Genomic DNA, 17,944 nt, shown 5'->3' on the forward strand with positions numbered 1-17,944 from the left:
GAAATCAGTGGGCGACGTCGCTGACGATCTGCTGTGGGTTTTCCGTCGGCGTATCGTGCAGAATGTGTTCGAGCCGTTCGGCCACAAGGGCGTCGTCGGCGCGGGGCTCGCGCTTCCACGGCCGGCGGCCCTTGAGCACGCCCGATTCGTGGACGATCTCGGCGACGTATTCCTCCTGGCGGTATGCCATCACGTGGATGCCGGAGACGCCTTCGATCTCCTTCACCTCGTTGATGATGTCGATGGCAAGCTGCTTGCCTTCCTTCTTCTGGTCGGCGGCACCTTCCAGCCGTGCGATAACCGCATCCGGGATGTGGATGCCCGGCACGTTCGACCGTATCCAGCGCGCCGTCTTGGCCGACGCGAGCGGGCCGACGCCGACGAGGATGAAGCACTTGTCGGTGAGGCCGAGGTCGCGCACACGTTTCATGTAGTCGCGGAACATTGGCACGTCGAAACAGTACTGGCTCTGCACGAACTGCGCGCCGGCGGCGATCTTCTTTGCCAGCCGCAGCGGCCGGAACTCGACCGGCGGCGCGAACGGGTTGATCGCCGCGCCGAGGAAGACGGCTGGCGGCGTGGTGAGCTTGCGGCCCGACAGGAACTTCTGCTCGTCGCGCATGGTGCGCACGGTTTCCAGCAGCGACATGCAGTCGAGGTCGAAGACCGGCTTCGCGCCGGGCTGGTCGCCTGCCTGCACACCGTCGCCGGTCAGGCACAGCACGTTGGCGACGCCCATGGCGGCCGCGCCCAGCACGTCGCCCTGTATGGCGATGCGGTTCCGGTCGCGGCACGAAATCTGATAGACGGGCGCATAGCCCATGCGCGTCAGCAGCGCGCAGATGCCCACCGACGACATGTGGCAGTTGGCCCCTGACGCATCGACCGCGTTGATCGCATCCACCCAGCCGTCGAAGACCTTTGCCCGCTCGTACACGTCTTCGGGATTGGCGCTGTCGGGCGGGTTCAGCTCGGCGGTGACGGCGAACTCGCCCCGGCGCAGCACGCGCTCCAGGCGGCCGCGCGAGGAGTGGCCGGGAAGGGGATCGAGCGGCAGGTCGGGGCCGTGCGGGTTCTCGTCCGGCTGTGGCGGGCGCGTCGTCATGCGGTTTCCCGCGCCTTGTCGCGTTCGGCGGCTGCAAGTGCCGTCACGCGCAGCCACGCGGACGTTTCGCGAAGCGACTGATCGACAGGCTTCTGCACGTTGAGGATCGCGTTGCCGTGCACCATGTTGCGCGAGCCTTCCCACGCCTTCACCCACACGCACGGCATGTCGGGTTCGACCTCGCAATTGCCGTTGGCGCGCACGCCGCCGCACGGGCCGTTGCGAAGCTGCTTGGGGCAGTTCATGGGGCAGGACATGCCGGTGGACGACAGCACGCACTGTCCGCACATGCGGCAGTCGAACATCAGGCCCTTCACCCTTCTCTCGACGAACTTCACCGGGGCTTCGGCGCGGCTGTAGCCGATGGCCTTCCACAGCGGGTGCAGCATGAGGAAGACATCGGCGAAGCGGGCGTAGAACCATTCGAGCGCGCGCGAATGGCGCACCGACCACAGGCGCATCGTATAGCGGCGCTGGACGCGCCTTTGCGGCGACACGTCGGCAGGCTTGTAGGCGGTCTTCGGGGCGGCCTGCTTGACCAGCGTGGCCTGTGTGACGGTGTTGCCGGCTTCAGCCATTTTCGAGCCCGCCGGCCTTCACCAGCGCCACCAGTCGCTCACGGGTGAAAGTCGCGTCGAGGTGGGCGGCGGCCTTGTCGGCCTCTGCCTCCAGATCGTCGGAAACCGGCACGGGGTCGGCCTTTCGCCATTCGGCAAGATAGGCGTCGGTGTCGCCGGCCCCGGTGCGCATGGCGCACATGTCTATGGCCTCGGTGAAGCGCAGCGGCAGCTCGCGCTTGGCGTTCTGCCTGCCCTTCTTCACGATCACCTGCGCGGGGATATCGCGCCAGTAGACGACGATGAGATCCGCCATGTTCGCCTGCCTCCTCACTCCGTCCCGAGCATTGCCGCAAGCGCGACAGGCCCGCTTGTTGGCGGACGACGCGCGCGCCTTCAAAAGCGACGCGGTCAGCGGCGAAATTCGAGGATGTCCAGTTTCGATTCGTAGTGCGGCGCGGGAAACTCGATGTGCCACCGGTTTTCGCCGGTACGGAAGGCGTAGGCTGCCTGGTCGCTCTCAGGCCCCGAGCCGTATTGTGGCGCAGGGTCGTTGTGGATGCTGCCCGAGCCGAGATAGGTCAGCTGCGTGTCGCTGTCGGTAAAGAAGCGGCCCGTGGTGCGCTGCGATCCGGAGAGCTTCTGCAGCCGCCAGCCCGAGCCGTCGTCGGTCACCCTGCATTTGAACCACGAATAGACGACGAGATTGGCCAGCCCACCCACCTTCGTGGTGCGGCATTGCCAGTCGCCCGTCATGTCGAAGCCGTCGAACGACAGGTGCTCGGCATCCAGCGCGCCTTCCATCGTGGCGATGTCTGCGGCGCTGCCGCCCTGCCGCGCTTCGGCGACGGCTTCTTCGCGCGTGGCTTCGTATGCGTTCAGCCTGGCCTGATCCGCCTCCGTGATGATGCTGAGGATTTCCCCGGTTGCGAATGCGGGCGTGGCGAGGATAAGCGCGAGGGCGCAGGCTGCATGGCGCATGAGGTCTTCTCCGATGATCGCACCGGGATCGGAGCGGCCAAATCCGGCCGTTTCAAGATCGGGTTGCCGCGCGCGCCAGTTCGGGCTCCAGGTCGCCATAGCCGGTACGCCTTTTCTCATAGGCGAGGCCGAGCATGCGGGCGGCATCCTGCGCAACCTTGTCCAACGCCGGATCGTCCGTCTGGGCGAGGTAGACGACCTTTTCGTAATTGCCGAAGAAATCATTGATGAGTTCGGGGTGCCGGTCCAGCCCCAGCGGCTTGATGAAGAACGCATCGAACTGACGGCACAGGAAGTCGGTCATGTAGAATGCCGTCATGTCGCCTTCCTCCACCGCCTCGAAGGCCTGGAGCCCCTGATAGAAGGCGAAGCAGTGCGGCCCTGCGATGCGCTCCACGCCATGCTTCTCGCACACGCGGTCGAGCAGCCCGCCGGTGCCGCAATCGGCGTAGCCTGCAAAGATGTTTCGGTAGCCTTCCGCGCGCGCCTTCTCGATCGCGGCATCCATCAGGGCGGGGATGCGGTCGGGGCGGTAATGAAGCTCGGCGGGAAGGCAGGTCAGTTCGAGATGATCGAGCCCCAGCCGCTCCTTCACCGCAAGCACTTCGCGCGCGATCATTCCGCAGCCGATGACCAGAACCTTTTCAGGTTCCGCGCGTTGCATAGTCGTCACCTGATCCCGCGCCGAGCCGGCGCGTTCTTACCGATGCGGAGAGAAGCAATGAATACCTCGATCGTTTCCAAGGCAATCGTCCTCGTCCTGGTGGCCGGTTTTGCAGCCGGCTGCGCAAACACCATCCGCGGCATGGGGCAGGATACCGCGAACACCGTACAGGCTACGCAGGATGCCGGCCGCACCGTCGAGCGTTCAACCTACTAGGAATTCCTGCGACAGGAAACGTTCGCGTCTCAGGCCGAGGCGCGAACGTTGTGCTTGCGCTTCATGAAATCCTTGGCGGTCTCGACCGCAACGGCCGCATCGCGGCAATAGGCGTCGGCGCCCACGGCCTTGCCGAACTCCTCGTTCAGCGGCGCGCCGCCCACCAGCACGACATAGTCGTCGCGGATGCCCTTTTCCTTCATCGTGTCGATCACGACCTTCATGTAGGGCATGGTCGTCGTCAGCAGCGCCGACATGCCGACGATGTCGGGCTGATGCTCCTCGATCGCGGCCAGATAGTTCTCGACGGGGTTGTTGATGCCGAGATCGACGACATCGAAGCCGGCGCCCTCCATCATCATGCCGACGAGGTTCTTGCCGATGTCGTGGATGTCGCCCTTGACCGTGCCGATCACCAGCTTGCCCTGTTTCGGCGCGCCGGTGGCCGCCAGAAGGGGACGCAGGATCGACATGCCGGCCTTCATCGCATTGGCTGACAGCAGCACCTCGGGCACGAATAGGATACCGTCGCGGAAATCCTCGCCGACGATGCGCATGCCTTCGACCAGCGCCTCGGTGAGCACCCTGTAGGGCACCCAGCCGCGCTCCAGAAGAATATTCGTTCCTTCCTCGATCTCCTCCTTGAGCCCGTCATAGAGGTCGTCGTGCATCTGCTGCACCAGTTCCTCGTCGGACAGTTCGGACAGGATGATTTCGTCGTCGGACATGCTGGGCTCCTGAAAGGCCATGGCGCGGGCGTGGCCTGCCCGCATCGTTCGCCAATTCATAGTCTGCGCCGCACGCCTTTGCTTAGCTGATTTGCGACGCGCCGCGATAGGAAAGCGACTGCAAAGGCTTGCGGTCGAGCCTGCATCGTTTTCTGTCTATTTTGCGACACGGGCTGGCGCTGGCTGGCCGCTTTTGCAAGGGTGCTCGGCTACGATCCCGCAAAATGCCGCGCGAGGCGGTGAAATCAGGGTTCAGGGAAGCGATCATGGAAGACAATCTGGCTGTCGAGCAGGAGCCCAGCGGCGGACGCAGGGGGCGCGGCGACAGGGGCGGTGCTGCGGCGCGCCGCGCGGCGCGCACGGGCGGCGGGGCAGGGCCCCAGCTCACCTACATCAAGCGCCAGATTCCGCTCTACGAGGTGCTGAACGAGGAGGGAATCGCCCTCATCGAGGCCAATGCCGACACGGTGCTGGAGGAGATCGGCATCGAGTTCCGCGACGACGCGGAGGCGCTGGCGCTGTGGAAGGATGCGGGTGCCGACGTGAAGGGCGAACGGGTGCATTTTCCCAGGGGGCTGCCGCGCTCGCTGCTGAAGACCGCGCCTTCGGTGTTCACCCAGCATGCGCGCAACCCGGAGCGTTCGGTGCAGATCGGCGGCGACGCGACCGTCTTCGCCCCGGTCTACGGGCCGCCCTTCGTACGCGATCTGGAAGGCGACCGCCGCTATGCGACGATCGAGGATTTCCGCAATTTCGTGAAGCTCGCCTACATGGCCCCGTCGATCCACCATTCGGGCGGCACGGTGTGCGAGCCGGTGGACGTGCCGGTCAACAAGCGCCATCTCGACATGGTGCTGGCGCACATGACGCTTTCGGACAAGCCGTTCATGGGCTCGGTGACCGCGCCCGAGCGGGCGGAAGACACCGTTGCGATGGCCAGGATCCTGTTCGGCGACGAGTTCGTCGATCAGAACACGGTCATCATCAACCTCATCAACGCCAACTCGCCGATGGTGTTCGACGAGACGATGCTGGGCGCGGCCAAGGTCTATGCGCGCGCCAACCAGGCGACGATCATAACGCCGTTCATCCTTGCCGGCGCCATGAGCCCTGTCACCGTCGCCGGCACGCTCACGCAGGTTCTGGCGGAGGTGCTGGCAGGTGCGGCCTTCACGCAGCTCGTGCGGCCCGGCGCGCCTGTGCTGTTCGGCACCTTCGCATCCTCCATCTCGATGCAGTCGGGCGCGCCGACATTCGGGACGCCGGAGCCGTCGCTCGTGTCCTACGGTGCCGCGCAACTCGCCCGCCGTCTCGGCCTGCCTTTCCGCACCGGCGGATCGCTGTGCGCCTCCAAGGTTCCCGACGCGCAGGCTGCCTATGAGAGCGCCAACACGCTCAACTCGACGCTGCTTGCCGGCACCAACTTCGTGCTGCATTCGGCCGGCTGGCTCGAGGGCGGCCTCGCTTCCTGCTACGAGAAGTTCATGATGGACGTCGACCAGCTCGGCATGGCGCAGAAGCTGGCGGCCGGCGTCGACCTCTCCGAGAACGGGCAGGCGATGGACGCGATCCGCGAGGTCGGGCCCGGCAGCCACTATCTGGGCTGCTCGCACACGCAGGCCAACTTCCAGACGGCGTTCTACCGGTCCTCGATCGCCGACAACAATTCGTTCGAGCAGTGGCAGGCCGAAGGCGAAAAGACCGCGCCGCAACGCGCCAACGAACTCGCCCGGCGCTGGCTGGACAGCTACGAAGCGCCGCCTCTCGATCCTGGCATCCGCGACGGGCTCAACGACTTCGTCTCCCGCAAGAAGGAGTCGATGCCCGACGCCTTCACGTGAAAGGAGCCCGTTACAGGCCGGGCTAAAGTGGCCGATATCATCCACAAGGAAGTCTGGCGCAGCGCAATGCGTGGGCCGGACAGGTAAGCCTGATGCTTGAGGAGATCGCAGCGTGCCTTCGGGAAAGCGGTCTCATCCTGCGCGGCGGGCTGCATTTCGCGCGCGGCGAGGAGCGGCCATCCGGTCCCGGCGGCGAGCCGGCAGGCTCGGTCGTGCTCGTCGGCAATGCCGGGGCGGATTACTGGCGCCACTTCAACTGCTGGCGGGCTAGGCAGCCTGCCGATCTTGCCGACCCGCTCGACTGCTGGTCACGAGAGGTGATCGGCGCGGTGGCTCAAAAAGCCGGCGCGCGGGTGCTGATGCCGAACGACCGGCCGTTTGCGCCTTTCCAGCAATGGGTAATGCGGGCGGAAGGGCTGAAGTCGTCGCCGCTGGGGCTGCTGATCCATCCGCGCTACGGCCTGTGGCATGCCTTTCGAGGGGCGCTGCTGTTCGACGAGGAAATCGCACTGCCAAATGTTGAGAGATCGAATCATCCCTGCGCGCTATGTGACGGAAAACCCTGCCTGAAAGCCTGCCCGGTGGGCGCTCATTCTGAGGCTGGTTTCGCCTATGCCGCCTGCGTCTCGCATGTGCGCGGGGCGGATGGGCAAACGTGTCGCGAAGGCGGCTGCATCGCGCGCAACGCGTGCCCGGTCGGCGAACGGTATCGCTACCCCGCACCGGTTCAGGCGTTTCACCAGAAGGCGTTTGCCGGGTTCTGATTGCTTCCTGTCAGGCGCGCGCGCGGCGACGTTCGCGGCGGCCTTCGCCCTCGGCTGCGCCACTTTGCGCCGCCTGCTTGTTGCGCAGGGGGCCGATACGGGCAACAACCTCTTCGACGCTGGGGCGTTCCGCGCGCGTATGTGCGTCGAGCGCCTTGCGCATGGCGGCCAGATGCTCGAACGACGTGCCGCAGCACCCGCCAACGATGCGTGCGCCGCCGTCCACCGCCAGCCGCACATAGTCGGCCATCAGTTCTGGCGTGCCGGAATAGTGGATTTCCGTGCCGCGAAATTCCGGGATGCCGCAATTGCCCTTGACGATGATGGTCGCGTCCGGCCTTGCCGCGCTCATGTCGAGCAGCGAAGCCAGGATGTCCGACGCGCCGACGCCGCAGTTCGCGCCGACGCCGACCGGCGCTTCCGCCAGCCCGTCGGTCACGCCGTGGATGTCCTTGGGCGCAAGGCCCATCATGGTGCGGCCGGCCGTGTCGAACGAGCCGGTATAGGTGTAGGGCAGGCCGACCCTGATGGCCGCTTCCGCGGCTGCGCGGATTTCGTCCACGGCCGACATCGTCTCGATCCACGCCACCTGCGCGCCGCCGGCCTTGAGGCCCTCGATCTGTTCCACGAAGGCCTCAACGGCCTCCTCGTAGGTCAGCGCGCCCAGCGGTTGCAGAAGCTCGCCCGTCGGCCCGACGGAGCCCGCGACGACGACCTTGCGGCCGGCCTTGTCTGCGACGGCGACGGCGATCTCGGCGGCAAGGCGGTTCAGCTCGTGCACCCGGTCCTGCGCGTGGTGCAGCTTGAGCCGGTGGCGCGTGCCGCCGAAGGAATTGGTCAGGATGATGTCGGCGCCGGCATCGACGAAGCCCTGATGAAGGGCGGCGATCTTTTCCGGCGCGGTCTCGTTCCACAGTTCCGGCGCGTCACCCGACTCGAGCCCCATCGCGAACAGGTTGGTGCCGGTAGCGCCATCGGCCAGCAGAACGCCCTTTTCGGCCAGCAGCGCCTCGATCGGATTTGTCATGTGGATGCCCTTGGGGAAGATCGAAATATTCAGATAACAATATAAAGAAATCTTTATATGGCGTCAATCGGCTCGGCCGTCCGCGCCTGCCAGCGACCGCGCGAATCCGGCCGCCTCGTGTGCGTTGATCTCGGCCGCGCGGATGAGATTGTCGAAGTGGCGGGTAAGCGTGCGCACCGGCTCGATGGCGTTCAGCACGACATACATGTCGCCCATGTAGATCGCCGCGCGTATCTGCCCGAAGATCGTGTAGGGCACCGAATAGCGCTGGCGGCCGTCATAGAGATACAGTCGGAAGCTCGGATAGAGATCGTCCAGCAGCCGCGCCATGTGTGCAAGCTGGTCGGCGCGGGCGTCTGCCGGAAAACCCGACCAGACGCCCAGCCCGCGCGCGAAGATTTCAAGCGTGTGACGCGGCATGCAGACCTCCATGTCGGTCTCGGGCCGCCTGTTGTAGTCGATGCGATACTGCGTTTCGCCGTGCTGGGTCTCCCGGTCCCGCCGCGTGATTCCAGCCTCATAGTCCACCAGCGCCTCGGTGCGCAGAAGATCGGGTATGCCGGCCGGCACGTAGCGGATCTTGGTGCCGGCGGCCTCCGCATGCCACGTCGCAAGCAGCGTGCGGTCGAAGCCGCCTTCGCCTTCCTCGATCTCGAGGCTTTGGCGGATTTCGCTCGCCAGTCCCTCGTCTTGGCTGATGCCGAGCAGCCAGTCGAGCGAGACCTTGTGCTCGGCGGCGATGTTGAGCAGCGTCTCGGCGCGCGGCAGACGGGTGGCCGAGCCTGCCAGAAGCTGCGACATCGCCGAGCGGTCGATGCCGATGCGCGCGGCGAAGGCCGACTGGTTCTCGCCGGATCGAGCAACCAGCGTGGCCAGTCGCTTGCGAAAGGTGCCTGCAACGTCGCGCTTGTCCATCGCGGTCATCCCTTTATGTTAATTTCAGTAAACAACTGTAGCTTTTGATTTTCAAGATCAACATTTACTGCGCATTATCGCATTGAAGCATCTGCCCTCTGCTGACAACATCCTGTCAGGAATCACGAAACGGGGGCGTTTCCGACGAACATGGGCACAGCGGCAGCAAGAAGTGCGATTTCGGGAAGGGTCGAATGGCCCACCGTTCTCCTGATCGTGGCGTGCTACGGCACGTGGCTGGCGGCGGGCGCCGTGCTCTGGCACCACTGGCCGCTCGGCGCGCTGGCTCTCTTGTCGCTTGCCATCGCGCTCCAGTCTTCGCTGATGCACGAGGCCTCGCACGGGCACCCGACGCGCAGCGGCACGCTTAACGAGCTTCTGGTGGCCCTGCCGATCGGGCTGGCCTATCCCTATCGCAGGTTCAAGACGCTGCACCTGCGCCACCATGCCGACGAGCGCCTGACGGACCCGTTCGACGATCCCGAGAGCTACTACCGCGCGCTGTGGAAGCACGAGCAGTTGCCCGCATGGCTGAAACTGCTGCTGAAGCTCAACAACACGATGGTCGGCCGCTTCCTGATCGGTCCGGCAATCGCCAATGTCGGCTTCTTCATCACCGATGCGAAACTGCTGGCGGCGGGCGACCGGGCGGTGCGGCGTGCATGGCTGCATCATCTCGCAGGTCTGGCGGTCGTCGTGCCGCTCGTGCTTTTCGCCTTCGAGATGCCGTTCTGGCTTTATCTGGTTCCTGTCTATCTCGGCCAGTCGATGATCGCGATCCGCACCTTTGCCGAGCACCAGTGGTCGGAGCGGCCGGACGGGCGCACCATCATCGTCGAGCGCTCGCCGCTGGCCTTCCTGTTCCTCAACAACAACCTGCATCTCGTGCATCACAAGATGCCGACGGTCGCGTGGTACAGGCTGCCGGCGCTGTTTCGCGAGCGACGGGCGGAGTGGCTGGCGATGAATGACGGCTATTCCTATCCGACCTATTTCGCGCTGCTGAGGGATTTTGCCTTCCGCTCCAAGGAGCCGGTGGTGCACCCGGCGTTGCGCCGCGCGCCGGAACCGGGCAGGGCGTTCCGCCCCCGTGTCCGGGCACGCAATGTCAGCGGCTTCGGCACCGCGCCGGTGCCGGCCGAACCGCCCAAGGAGTGATGCCACGTCACTTGCCTTGCCTTTCTCGATGACCCATCAAGGCGCATGAGCAAGTTTGTCGCTGCCCTTCCCATGTACGATTTCCCGAAGCTTCGCGCCGAGGTCGACGCCCAGTGGGCCGCCGTGCGCGACCGGCTGCGTGCTGCCGGCATCGACGCGCCCGAGGCGCTGGCCCGCCGCAACGCAGACCTGCCCGCCGTGCCGGGCGGCATAAGGGACGCGGCGGGAAGCGTGATCGCGCTCGATCCGGCGACGCTGCCACCCGATGAGTTCGACCTTTTCACGCTGTGGCGGCATCCGAGGCTCCTGTTTTCGCAGACCTGCTGGGGACCGATGGTCAGCGGCCTGGAAGCGCATGTTGAAGTCGTCGCGCAGCCCGGCGACTACTCACTTTATGAGGGCGGGGAGAGCGAGTTCTACTCCAGCGCCATCGTCGCGCGGGGCAGTGGGCCGAGCGTGCGCGCGCCGCAAGGCGGCGATGCGATCATCCCGGTCGACAGGCTTCGCGGCGCACGCTTCGTCTTCAACAGTCACGACTCCATGTCTGGCCTGCTCGGGATAACCCGCGATCTGGAGGCGATCGGCGAGAGCCTGGAACTGTTTTCGCAACGCACAGAGACCGGCTCGCATCGGCTTTCTGCGAAGGCGGTCGCCGAAGGCACGGCGGACATAGCGGCCATCGATTGCCGCACGCTCTCGCTCATCAGGCGTTTCGATACCGAAACGGCCCAGGCGCTGCAAATCATTGGCTGGACCGAGCGCCGCAAGGGCTTGCCGTTCATCCGCGCGCGCGGTTTGCCGGCTGAGATTCTTCAATATTATCCGCAGCTTAATTGATGGAACCAACTCGTCGCGAGCGGGTTTACGCGCCGCACGACGAGGAGAATTGCGGTGAAGAAAGTTTCTGTCGCGGCGCTGGCCGAACTGGCGATCGCGAAAGGCGGCAAGCGGATGATTTCCGTTCCCGCCCTGGTGTCGCAGCTGCGTCAGGCAGCGCCCGGCTGCGAGCATACGGACGAGGAACTGGGCGACCTCGTCGCCATGATCGCCATCAGCAATGGCTGCAATCTGTCTTTCATCCGCCCGCCGGATTTCGACATGCCGGGTGAGCCGTCCGCGGCGCGTGGCCCCTAGGCGCTCACCCGCGCATCTTCTCGCCTGATGGATCGAATGGCGGCTCGACATTGATGCGCGCCGCTCGGCGATGGCCGAGGATTTCGATCTCGAAAAGGCCGTCGCTTTCGTCATCCGCGAGTGCGGCGGGCACGTAGCCCTGCGCCATCGACTTGCCGACATAGTGGGCGTAACCGCCTGACGTGACCCAGCCCACGACCGACCATTCGCCGTCGTGGATGCCGCGGATCGAAGACGCGCCGTGGTCTGCCTGCGACTGGCGCGTTTCCTTGCCCTCTGCATCGAAGCGCGGCGCGCCATAGCCGTGCGGCTTCTCGATCGTGCCGTGGTCCGTGCCGTTCACTTTCGCCCAGATCGGCTCGTCGCCCATGACGTCGGCGTCGGCCGCATCGACGATGAGCGAGACACGGCGCAGCTTCGGGCCGTCGGCATGTTCTTTCGCGGCGGCCTCGCGCCCGATGAAGTCGTTCTTCTCCAGCTTGATGAAGCGGTCCATTCCGCCTTCGAACGGGCCGTAGATCGGCCGCAGCTCACGGAACCATGTCGGGAAGTTCTTTTCCAGACGCATCGCCAGCAGCGCGCGCATGCCGAAATCGACGATGCCGAATTCCTCGCCCGCCTCATTGATCGCGGCATAGACAAGGCGCTGGTAGGCCGGCTGCATCCAGATTTCATAGCCGAGGTCGCCCGTATAGGTGATGCGGTTGACCATGCAGGGCGCACCGCCGACCGCCATCTCGCGGAAATCCATGAAGCGGAAAGCCTTGGAGGACACGTCCACATCCACCAGCTTCTGCAGCAGTGCCTGCGAATTCGGGCCGGCGATGGAGAGGCCCACCAGCGTCTGGTCGAACCGATGGATGCGCACGGAGCCGTCGGCGGGCAGGTGCTTCTCGAACCAGCGCATGTGGTATTTCTGCGCGGCAGACGAACCCCAGATCATGAAGCGCTCGTCGCCGGTTTTTGCGATGGTGAAGTCGCCGATCAGCTTGCCGAACTCGTTGAGCATCGGCGTTAGCACGATGCGGCCCTTCTTCGGCATCCGGTTGGTCATCAGGCGGTTGAGGAAGTCCTCCGCGCCCGCGCCCGAGACCTCGTATTTCGCGAAGTTGGCAATCTCGGTGACGCCAACCGACTCGCGCGTCTTGCGCACCTCGTTGCCGACATGCTCGAAATCGTTGGAGCGGTGGAACGAGACGATGTCCTTCGGCTCGCTGCCCTTGGGCGCGAACCACAGCGGCGTTTCGAGACCCCATGAATCGCCCATCACCGCATTCTGCGCGACCATGGTGTCGTAGAGCGGCGTGGTCTGTGCGGGGCGGGCTGCCGGCAGCTCCTCGTTGGGGAAGCGGATGGAGAAGCGGCGCGAGTAATTCTCGCGCACCTTGGCGTTGGTGTAGCGCAGGCTGGCCCATTCGCCGAAACGGGCCACGTCCATGCCCCACACGTCGAAGCCCGGATCGCCGTTCACCATCCAGTTGGACAGCGCCAGTCCCACGCCGCCGCCCTGGCTGAAGCCTGCCATGACCGCGCAGGCGCACCAGAAGTTGGTGAGACCCTGCACCGGCCCGACGAGCGGGTTGCCGTCGGGCGCAAACGTGAAGGGGCCGTTGATGATCTGCTTGATGCCGGCCTTCTCGATGCCGGGGAAGTGGCGGAAACCCACCTCCAGTGACGGCGCGATGCGGTCGAGGTCGGGCGCCAGCAGTTCATGGCCGAAATCCCAGGGCGTATTGACCGGCGACCACGGCTTGCAAGCCTTCTCGTAAGTGCCCAGCAGCACGCCGTTGCGCTCCTGCCGCGTGTAGATTTCACCCTTGAAGTCGAGCACGCCCACCATCTCGCGGCCGGTGCGGGCGTTGAACTCCTCCACTTCCGGCATCGGCTCGGTCAGCAGGTACATGTGCTCCATGGCCAGCAGCGGCAGCTCGACGCCGACCATGCGGCCGACCTCACGGGCCCACAGCCCGCCGCAGTTCACCACGTGCTCGGCCTTCACCGTGCCCTGTTCGGTGATGACGTTCCACGTGCCGTCGGGCTCCTGCGTCAGCTCGCGCACCGGGTTGCGCAGCACGATCTCCGCGCCCAGCTTGCGCGCCGCCTTGGCGTAGGCGTGCGTGGTGCCGGAAGGATCGAGATGGCCCTCCACGGGGTCCCACATCGCGCCGACGAAGTGGCTTTCGTCCATCAGCGGGAACATGGCCTTCGCCTCGGAAGGCGTGATGAGTTCCGTATCCATGCCGAGATAGCGGCCCTTGGCGTGGGCGAGGCGCAGGAAGTCCATACGTTCCGGCGTGTCGGCAAGCATCACGCCGCCGGTAAGGTGCAGCGAACAGGACTGGCCCGAAATTTCCTCCAGCTCCTTGTAGAGCTGGACGGTGTATGCCTGCAGCTTCGCGACGTTGGGGTCGCCGTTGAGCGTATGAAAGCCGCCGGCCGCATGCCAGGACGATCCCGAGGTCAGCTCGGACCGCTCGATCAGCATCACGTCCGTCCAGCCGGCGCGGGCGAGGTGATAAAGCACCGAACAGCCGACGACGCCGCCGCCGATCACAACCGCTTTGACATGAGATTTCATGGGGTTCTGCCTGTCAGTGAATAGATTGAATCAGAAATCCGTCGGCGCGCCGCCTTCGGCGATGCGGCGGTTGACGAAACCGTCGAGTTCTTCGCGGATGGCGGGGTCCATGGCGGGCGGCTCGTAGCTTGCCAGCCGCTCCTTCCACACGCGGTTGGCCTTCTCGATCGCGGTGGGGGAGCCAGCCTCCGACCAGCTCTCGAAATTGCGCCAGTCGGACAGGACCGGGGAATAGAACGCCGTCTTGTAGCGGTTCTGGGTGTGGGGCGTGCCGAAGAAGTGCCCGCCCGGCCCGACATCGCGGATCGCATCGACCGCCAGCGCGTCTTCCGACAGGTCCAGCGGGGTCAGGAACTCCCCCACCATCTGAAGAAGGTCGATGTCGAGGATGGTTTTTTCGAACGAACACCGCAGCCCGCCTTCCAGCCAGCCGGCGGCGTGCATCATCATGTTGCCGCCGCCCTGTATCGCGCCCCACAGCGAGAACACGCTTTCATAGGCAGCCTGCGCGTCGACCGTGTTGGCGGCGCAGGTGTTCGAGGTGCGGTAGGGAAGGGCGTAGCGGCGCGCGAGCTGGCCGCCGACGAGCTGCGCCTTCATGTATTCCGGCGTGCCGAAGGCCGGGGCGCCCGATTTCATGTCGACGTTGGAGGTGAAGCCGCCATAGGCCACCGGCGCGCCCTTGCGCACCATCTGCGCAAACGCGATGCCCGACAGGGCCTCGGCGTTCTGCTGCACCAGCGCGCCGGCGATGGTGACAGGCGCCATCGCGCCCGACAGGGTGAACGGCGTGACCACCACCACCTGGCCCGCCGAGGCCATCTGGATGATGCCCTCCATCATCGGAATGTCGAGCTTCAGCGGCGAGTTGGTGTTGATGATGGTGAAGACGGACGGCTCTGCCAGAAGTTGCTCGCGTGAGATGCCGCGCGCCAGCCGCGCGATCTCGATGCCATCGACGTTGCGTTCCATGCCCAGCGAATAGATGTGGAACACCTTGTCGGTCAGCACCGCCAGGTCGCGGACGCATTCCAGATGCCGGATCGAGGGGTGGATGTCGATCGGCTCCACCGGGTAGCCGCCGGTGATGTTGATGATGTTGTGCATCTGCGCGAGCTTGAGGAAGCTGCGATAGTCTTCCTGGTTGCCCGGCCTGCGCCCACGGTCGATATCCGAGCAGTTGGGCGCCGAAGCCATCATCGAGATGATGAGGTTGTCGCCGCCGAAGACGACGTTGTGCGCCGGGTTACGCGCATGCAGCGTGAACTGCGACGGCGCATGGCCCACCAGTTCCAGGACCATGTCTGGGTCGAAGCGCACGCGTTCGGTGCCTGCCTGCACGTCCGCGCCGTGCTCTTTCATGATCCGGCGCGCGCCCTCGTGCAGCACGTCGACGCCGATTTCCTCGAGCACGCGCAGCGACGCCAGATGGATGGATTCCAACTCGTCGTCCGAGACGATCTTCGTCGGCGCGAAGGGGATTTTCAGCTGGCGAAAGGCCGGCTGCTCGAACGCGGCGGCGCCACCGGCGCGCTTGCCCGCGCGCCCGCCGCGCCTTGCCCGTTCGGTGCCTGCGAGCGCTTCGCCCGGCAGCGTCATGTCGGTCATTCACTTCCCCGCAAATCGCGTAACTGCGGGCATAGTGGACCGGCTGGAAACGCCGGATTGCGGAGGCTGCGACAATTACAGCGAGGGAATCGACATTCCAAAAAGGAGACGGCGGCAGGACGCCGCCGCTCCTTCATGCGTTCAGCGCCTTGGCCACGTGCCAGGTGCCGCCCATGCCGTTGCCGGTCATGTCGCCGGCCTTCTTGTCGCCGTGATAGGTATAGAGCGGATGGCCGCTGTGCGCCCACATCGTGGAGCCATCGGCGCGCTTGACGAGGGTCCACTCGCCTTCGGCCTTGGCGGACGCATCCGCCTTCAGCGGAAGCCACTTGGTCGCGCAATCGGCGTCGCAGTTGGACTTGCCGGCTGCGTCCTTGTCGTAGGTGTAAAGCGTCATGCCATGGGAGTCGGTGTAGACCTTCTCGTTCTGCATCGTCTTGATCTGTGCCGGCTCGGCTGCGTGCGCCGCCGCCACGCCCAGGACGAGGGCGGTCAATGCAGTTGCAACGATTTTCATGGAAGTTGCTCCTCCTTTTGGAGCGTGGCCGATGGTGTTGGTCGGCCGGTCCCAGAAACGCCCCTATGGCAGTGGGTGTTCCGTCGTTCACGAACACTTGTCTGCGTCCTCGCTGTCGCGCTAGAAATGGCGGATGAAGCGCACAAGACGCCTGCTCCTCAGACCTTTCGCAGCCATGACGCCGTCGGCTCGGACGCGTCATGCGGAACTGCTGCGGCTGTGCGCGCGCATCGGCTATTCGCCGCACGCCTCCGCGTGAATCCACGCCGGCCCCTGCCGGTCTGATTCAAACGGAGCCTGCAACCCCATGACCTACCAGAATTTTTCTCTGAAGCAGCTTCAGGACATCGACGCCGCTCACCATCTCCACCCCTTCACCGACCACAAGGATCTTCGCGCAGCCGGAAGCCGCGTCATCACGCGCGCCGAAGGGCCGTTCATCTACGATTCCGAAGGCAACGAGCTTCTCGACGGCATGGCCGGGCTGTGGTGCGTGAATGTCGGCTACGGGCGGCACGAACTGGCGGAGGCCGCCTACGCGCAGATGAAGGAACTGCCCTACTACAACTCCTTCTTCCGCTGCACGACGCCGACGCCGGTTCTGCTGTCGAAGAAGCTGGCCGAGATCGCGCCCGAGGGCGTCAGCCAAGTGTTCTACGGCTCGTCCGGCTCGGAATCAAACGACACCGCGCTGCGGCTCGTGCGCCATTACTGGGCGCTGGAAGGCCGGCCGCAAAAGAACATCATCATCTCGCGCAAGAACGCCTATCACGGCTCGTCGGTGGCCGGCACGTCTCTGGGCGGCATGGCGGCGATGCACGGGCAGCTCGGCGGTGCGGTGCCAAACATCGTGCACGTGATGATGCCCTACGCCTTCGAGCTGGCGCTGCCCGGCGAACGCGAGCACGATTTCGGCATCCGCGCGGCAAGAGCGGTGGAAGACGCCATCCTCGAAGCAGGGCCCGACAACGTCGCGGCCTTCATCGGCGAGCCGATCATGGGGGCTGGCGGCGTCAAGATCCCTCCGCCCAGCTACTGGCCGGAAATCCAGCGCATCTGCCGCAAGTACGATATCCTGCTCATGCTGGACGAGGTCATCACCGCTTACGGCCGCACGGGCGCGTGGTTCGCCGCCCAGTCGATGGGCATCGAGCCGGACACGATCACCACCGCGAAGGCGCTGACCTCCGGCTACCAGCCGCTGTCGGCGCTGCTGGTGGGCGAGCGCATCGCCTCGACGCTGGTCGACAAGGGCGGCGAATTCTACCACGGCTACACCTATTCCGGTCATCCGGTGGCCTGTGCGGTGGCGCTCGTCAATCTCGAGATCATCGAGCGGGAAGGGCTGATCGAGCGCGTGCGCGACGATACAGGGCCCTATTTCCGCAAGGCGCTGGCGGAGCGGCTGGCCGGCCACGGCATCGTCGGCGAGGTGCGCAGCTTCGGCCTCATGGGCGCGATCGAGATCGTCAAGGACCGGGAAACGCGCGAGCGCTTCCCCGGCGACGGTGCGGCGGCCGTGGTGGTTCGCGACCATGCCATCGCCAACGGCATGATGCTGAGGGCGACGGGCGACACCATGATCCTGTCGCCGCCGCTTATCTGGACGCGGGAGACGATCGACATGGCCGCCGACCGTATCGCGCGGGCGCTCGACCTCGCAGAAGCCGACCTTAGGAGATAGAGCCATGGCCGACGAACCCGTCGTTCAACCCATCGAATACGAGGACGCGTCCGACGAGGTTCGCGCGGTCTATGACGATATCAAGGAATCGCGCGGCATCGACTGGGTCAACAATTTCTGGAAAGTGCTGGCGCACGATCCGGAACTGCTCAGGCGCACCTGGAGCGACATCAAGCATGTCATGGGGCCGGGTGCGCTCGATCCGCTGGTCAAGGAGATGATCTACATCGCCGTGTCTGCGACCAACGGTTGCGAGTACTGCACATACTCGCACACCGCGGCGGCGCGCGCGAAGGGCATGACGGATGCGCAGCTGATGGAGGTTCTGGCTGTGGTGGGCATGGCCAACGAGACGAACAGGCTTTCCAATGGCCTGCGTCCGCCCGTCGACGTTCAGTTCAAGCCGCGCTGAAAGCAGAAGCAGACCCGAACAGCAAAAACCGCGCTCTCCGGGCGGGGAGAAACGC

General features: G+C 65.1%; 19 protein-coding genes. 8 read left to right on the forward strand and 11 right to left on the reverse strand.

All coding sequences use genetic code 11. From position 1 onward, the window contains the following. Nucleotides 1–4: 4 nt before the first annotated feature. From FY036_RS11475 to FY036_RS11495, 5 genes are all read right to left on the reverse strand, one after another. The gene (locus FY036_RS11475; protein WP_148914865.1) at nucleotides 5–1,105 is read right to left on the reverse strand and encodes a methylenetetrahydrofolate reductase; all 1,101 of its coding nucleotides are present in this window, start codon (nucleotides 1,103–1,105) and stop codon (nucleotides 5–7) included. After that, nucleotides 1,102–1,683 carry a methylenetetrahydrofolate reductase C-terminal domain-containing protein gene (locus FY036_RS11480; RefSeq protein ID WP_148914866.1) on the reverse strand — a complete coding sequence of 194 codons (582 nt, stop codon included), beginning with the start codon at nucleotides 1,681–1,683 and terminating at the stop codon, nucleotides 1,102–1,104. Before FY036_RS11480 ends, FY036_RS11475 begins: the two co-directional genes overlap by 4 nt. Next, nucleotides 1,676–1,978 (reverse strand): virulence factor, encoded by a 303-nt coding sequence (locus tag FY036_RS11485; RefSeq protein ID WP_148914867.1) that lies wholly within the window; start codon nucleotides 1,976–1,978, stop codon nucleotides 1,676–1,678. Before FY036_RS11485 ends, FY036_RS11480 begins: the two co-directional genes overlap by 8 nt. Nucleotides 1,979–2,073: 95 nt before the next feature. Then, a complete protein-coding gene (locus tag FY036_RS11490) occupies nucleotides 2,074–2,742 on the reverse strand; it encodes a DUF4893 domain-containing protein (RefSeq protein WP_328593102.1) in 669 nt (222 codons plus the stop codon). After that, nucleotides 2,696–3,307, reverse strand: coding sequence for a DUF1638 domain-containing protein (locus FY036_RS11495; RefSeq protein WP_148914868.1), 612 nt, complete (start codon nucleotides 3,305–3,307; stop codon nucleotides 2,696–2,698). Before FY036_RS11495 ends, FY036_RS11490 begins: the two co-directional genes overlap by 47 nt. Nucleotides 3,308–3,364: 57 nt before the next feature. Between FY036_RS11495 and FY036_RS11500 the strand changes: the two genes are divergently transcribed. After that, nucleotides 3,365–3,523 carry an entericidin domain-containing protein gene (locus FY036_RS11500; RefSeq protein WP_148914869.1) on the forward strand — a complete coding sequence of 53 codons (159 nt, stop codon included), beginning with the start codon at nucleotides 3,365–3,367 and terminating at the stop codon, nucleotides 3,521–3,523. Nucleotides 3,524–3,552: 29 nt separating this feature from the next. Here the strand turns inward: FY036_RS11500 and FY036_RS11505 are convergent, their stop codons facing one another. Then, a complete protein-coding gene (locus FY036_RS11505) occupies nucleotides 3,553–4,251 on the reverse strand; it encodes a corrinoid protein (RefSeq protein WP_148914870.1) in 699 nt (232 codons plus the stop codon). A 266-nt stretch (nucleotides 4,252–4,517) separates the two neighbouring features. Here FY036_RS11505 and FY036_RS11510 point away from each other — a divergent pair, with 266 nt between their 5' ends. Then, nucleotides 4,518–6,092 (forward strand): trimethylamine methyltransferase family protein, encoded by a 1,575-nt coding sequence (locus FY036_RS11510; RefSeq protein WP_148914871.1) that lies wholly within the window; start codon nucleotides 4,518–4,520, stop codon nucleotides 6,090–6,092. Nucleotides 6,093–6,184: 92 nt separating this feature from the next. Then, nucleotides 6,185–6,856: a hypothetical protein gene (locus tag FY036_RS11515; RefSeq protein WP_148914872.1), complete on the forward strand. Its 672-nt coding sequence runs from the start codon at nucleotides 6,185–6,187 to the stop codon at nucleotides 6,854–6,856. A 10-nt stretch (nucleotides 6,857–6,866) separates the two neighbouring features. Here FY036_RS11515 and bmt read toward each other — a convergent pair whose 3' ends face one another. Together bmt and FY036_RS11525 are read right to left on the reverse strand one after the other, a co-directional pair. Further along, nucleotides 6,867–7,883, reverse strand: coding sequence for a betaine--homocysteine S-methyltransferase (gene bmt, locus FY036_RS11520; protein WP_148914873.1), 1,017 nt, complete (start codon nucleotides 7,881–7,883; stop codon nucleotides 6,867–6,869). Between the two features lie 63 nt (nucleotides 7,884–7,946). Beyond that, the gene (locus tag FY036_RS11525; protein WP_148914874.1) at nucleotides 7,947–8,798 is read right to left on the reverse strand and encodes a helix-turn-helix domain-containing protein; all 852 of its coding nucleotides are present in this window, start codon (nucleotides 8,796–8,798) and stop codon (nucleotides 7,947–7,949) included. A 150-nt stretch (nucleotides 8,799–8,948) separates the two neighbouring features. On the opposite strand from FY036_RS11525, the gene FY036_RS11530 reads away from it, so the two are divergent. The 3 genes from FY036_RS11530 to FY036_RS11540 are packed head-to-tail and all read left to right on the forward strand — an operon-like array spanning nucleotide 8,949 to nucleotide 11,090. After that, nucleotides 8,949–9,956: a fatty acid desaturase gene (locus FY036_RS11530; protein ID WP_148914875.1), complete on the forward strand. Its 1,008-nt coding sequence runs from the start codon at nucleotides 8,949–8,951 to the stop codon at nucleotides 9,954–9,956. A gap of 45 nt (nucleotides 9,957–10,001) precedes the next feature. Continuing rightward, on the forward strand, nucleotides 10,002–10,793 hold the full coding sequence (locus FY036_RS11535; protein WP_148914876.1) for a phosphate/phosphite/phosphonate ABC transporter substrate-binding protein: 792 nt from the start codon (nucleotides 10,002–10,004) through the stop codon (nucleotides 10,791–10,793). Between the two features lie 54 nt (nucleotides 10,794–10,847). Further along, nucleotides 10,848–11,090, forward strand: coding sequence for a hypothetical protein (locus FY036_RS11540; RefSeq protein WP_148914877.1), 243 nt, complete (start codon nucleotides 10,848–10,850; stop codon nucleotides 11,088–11,090). Between the two features lie 4 nt (nucleotides 11,091–11,094). Here FY036_RS11540 and FY036_RS11545 read toward each other — a convergent pair whose 3' ends face one another. The 3 genes from FY036_RS11545 to FY036_RS11555 form a co-directional block, all read right to left on the reverse strand. After that, complete coding sequence (locus tag FY036_RS11545; RefSeq protein WP_148914878.1) at nucleotides 11,095–13,668, reverse strand: GcvT family protein; 2,574 nt, start codon at nucleotides 13,666–13,668, stop codon at nucleotides 11,095–11,097. A gap of 30 nt (nucleotides 13,669–13,698) precedes the next feature. Further along, complete coding sequence (locus tag FY036_RS11550) at nucleotides 13,699–15,276, reverse strand: trimethylamine methyltransferase family protein (protein ID WP_148914879.1); 1,578 nt, start codon at nucleotides 15,274–15,276, stop codon at nucleotides 13,699–13,701. Between the two features lie 133 nt (nucleotides 15,277–15,409). Further along, a complete protein-coding gene (locus tag FY036_RS11555) occupies nucleotides 15,410–15,793 on the reverse strand; it encodes a COG4315 family predicted lipoprotein (protein WP_148914880.1) in 384 nt (127 codons plus the stop codon). Between the two features lie 307 nt (nucleotides 15,794–16,100). On the opposite strand from FY036_RS11555, the gene FY036_RS11565 reads away from it, so the two are divergent. Continuing rightward, a complete protein-coding gene (locus tag FY036_RS11565) occupies nucleotides 16,101–17,477 on the forward strand; it encodes an aspartate aminotransferase family protein (protein ID WP_148914882.1) in 1,377 nt (458 codons plus the stop codon). Between the two features lie 4 nt (nucleotides 17,478–17,481). Further along, nucleotides 17,482–17,889 carry a carboxymuconolactone decarboxylase family protein gene (locus FY036_RS11570; RefSeq protein ID WP_148914883.1) on the forward strand — a complete coding sequence of 136 codons (408 nt, stop codon included), beginning with the start codon at nucleotides 17,482–17,484 and terminating at the stop codon, nucleotides 17,887–17,889. Nucleotides 17,890–17,944: the final 55 nt, after the last annotated feature.

Origin of the sequence: Neoaquamicrobium microcysteis, assembly GCF_008180155.1 — a bacterium.
In the GTDB taxonomy this organism is placed as follows: Bacteria; Pseudomonadota; Alphaproteobacteria; order Rhizobiales; family Rhizobiaceae; genus Aerobium; species Aerobium microcysteis.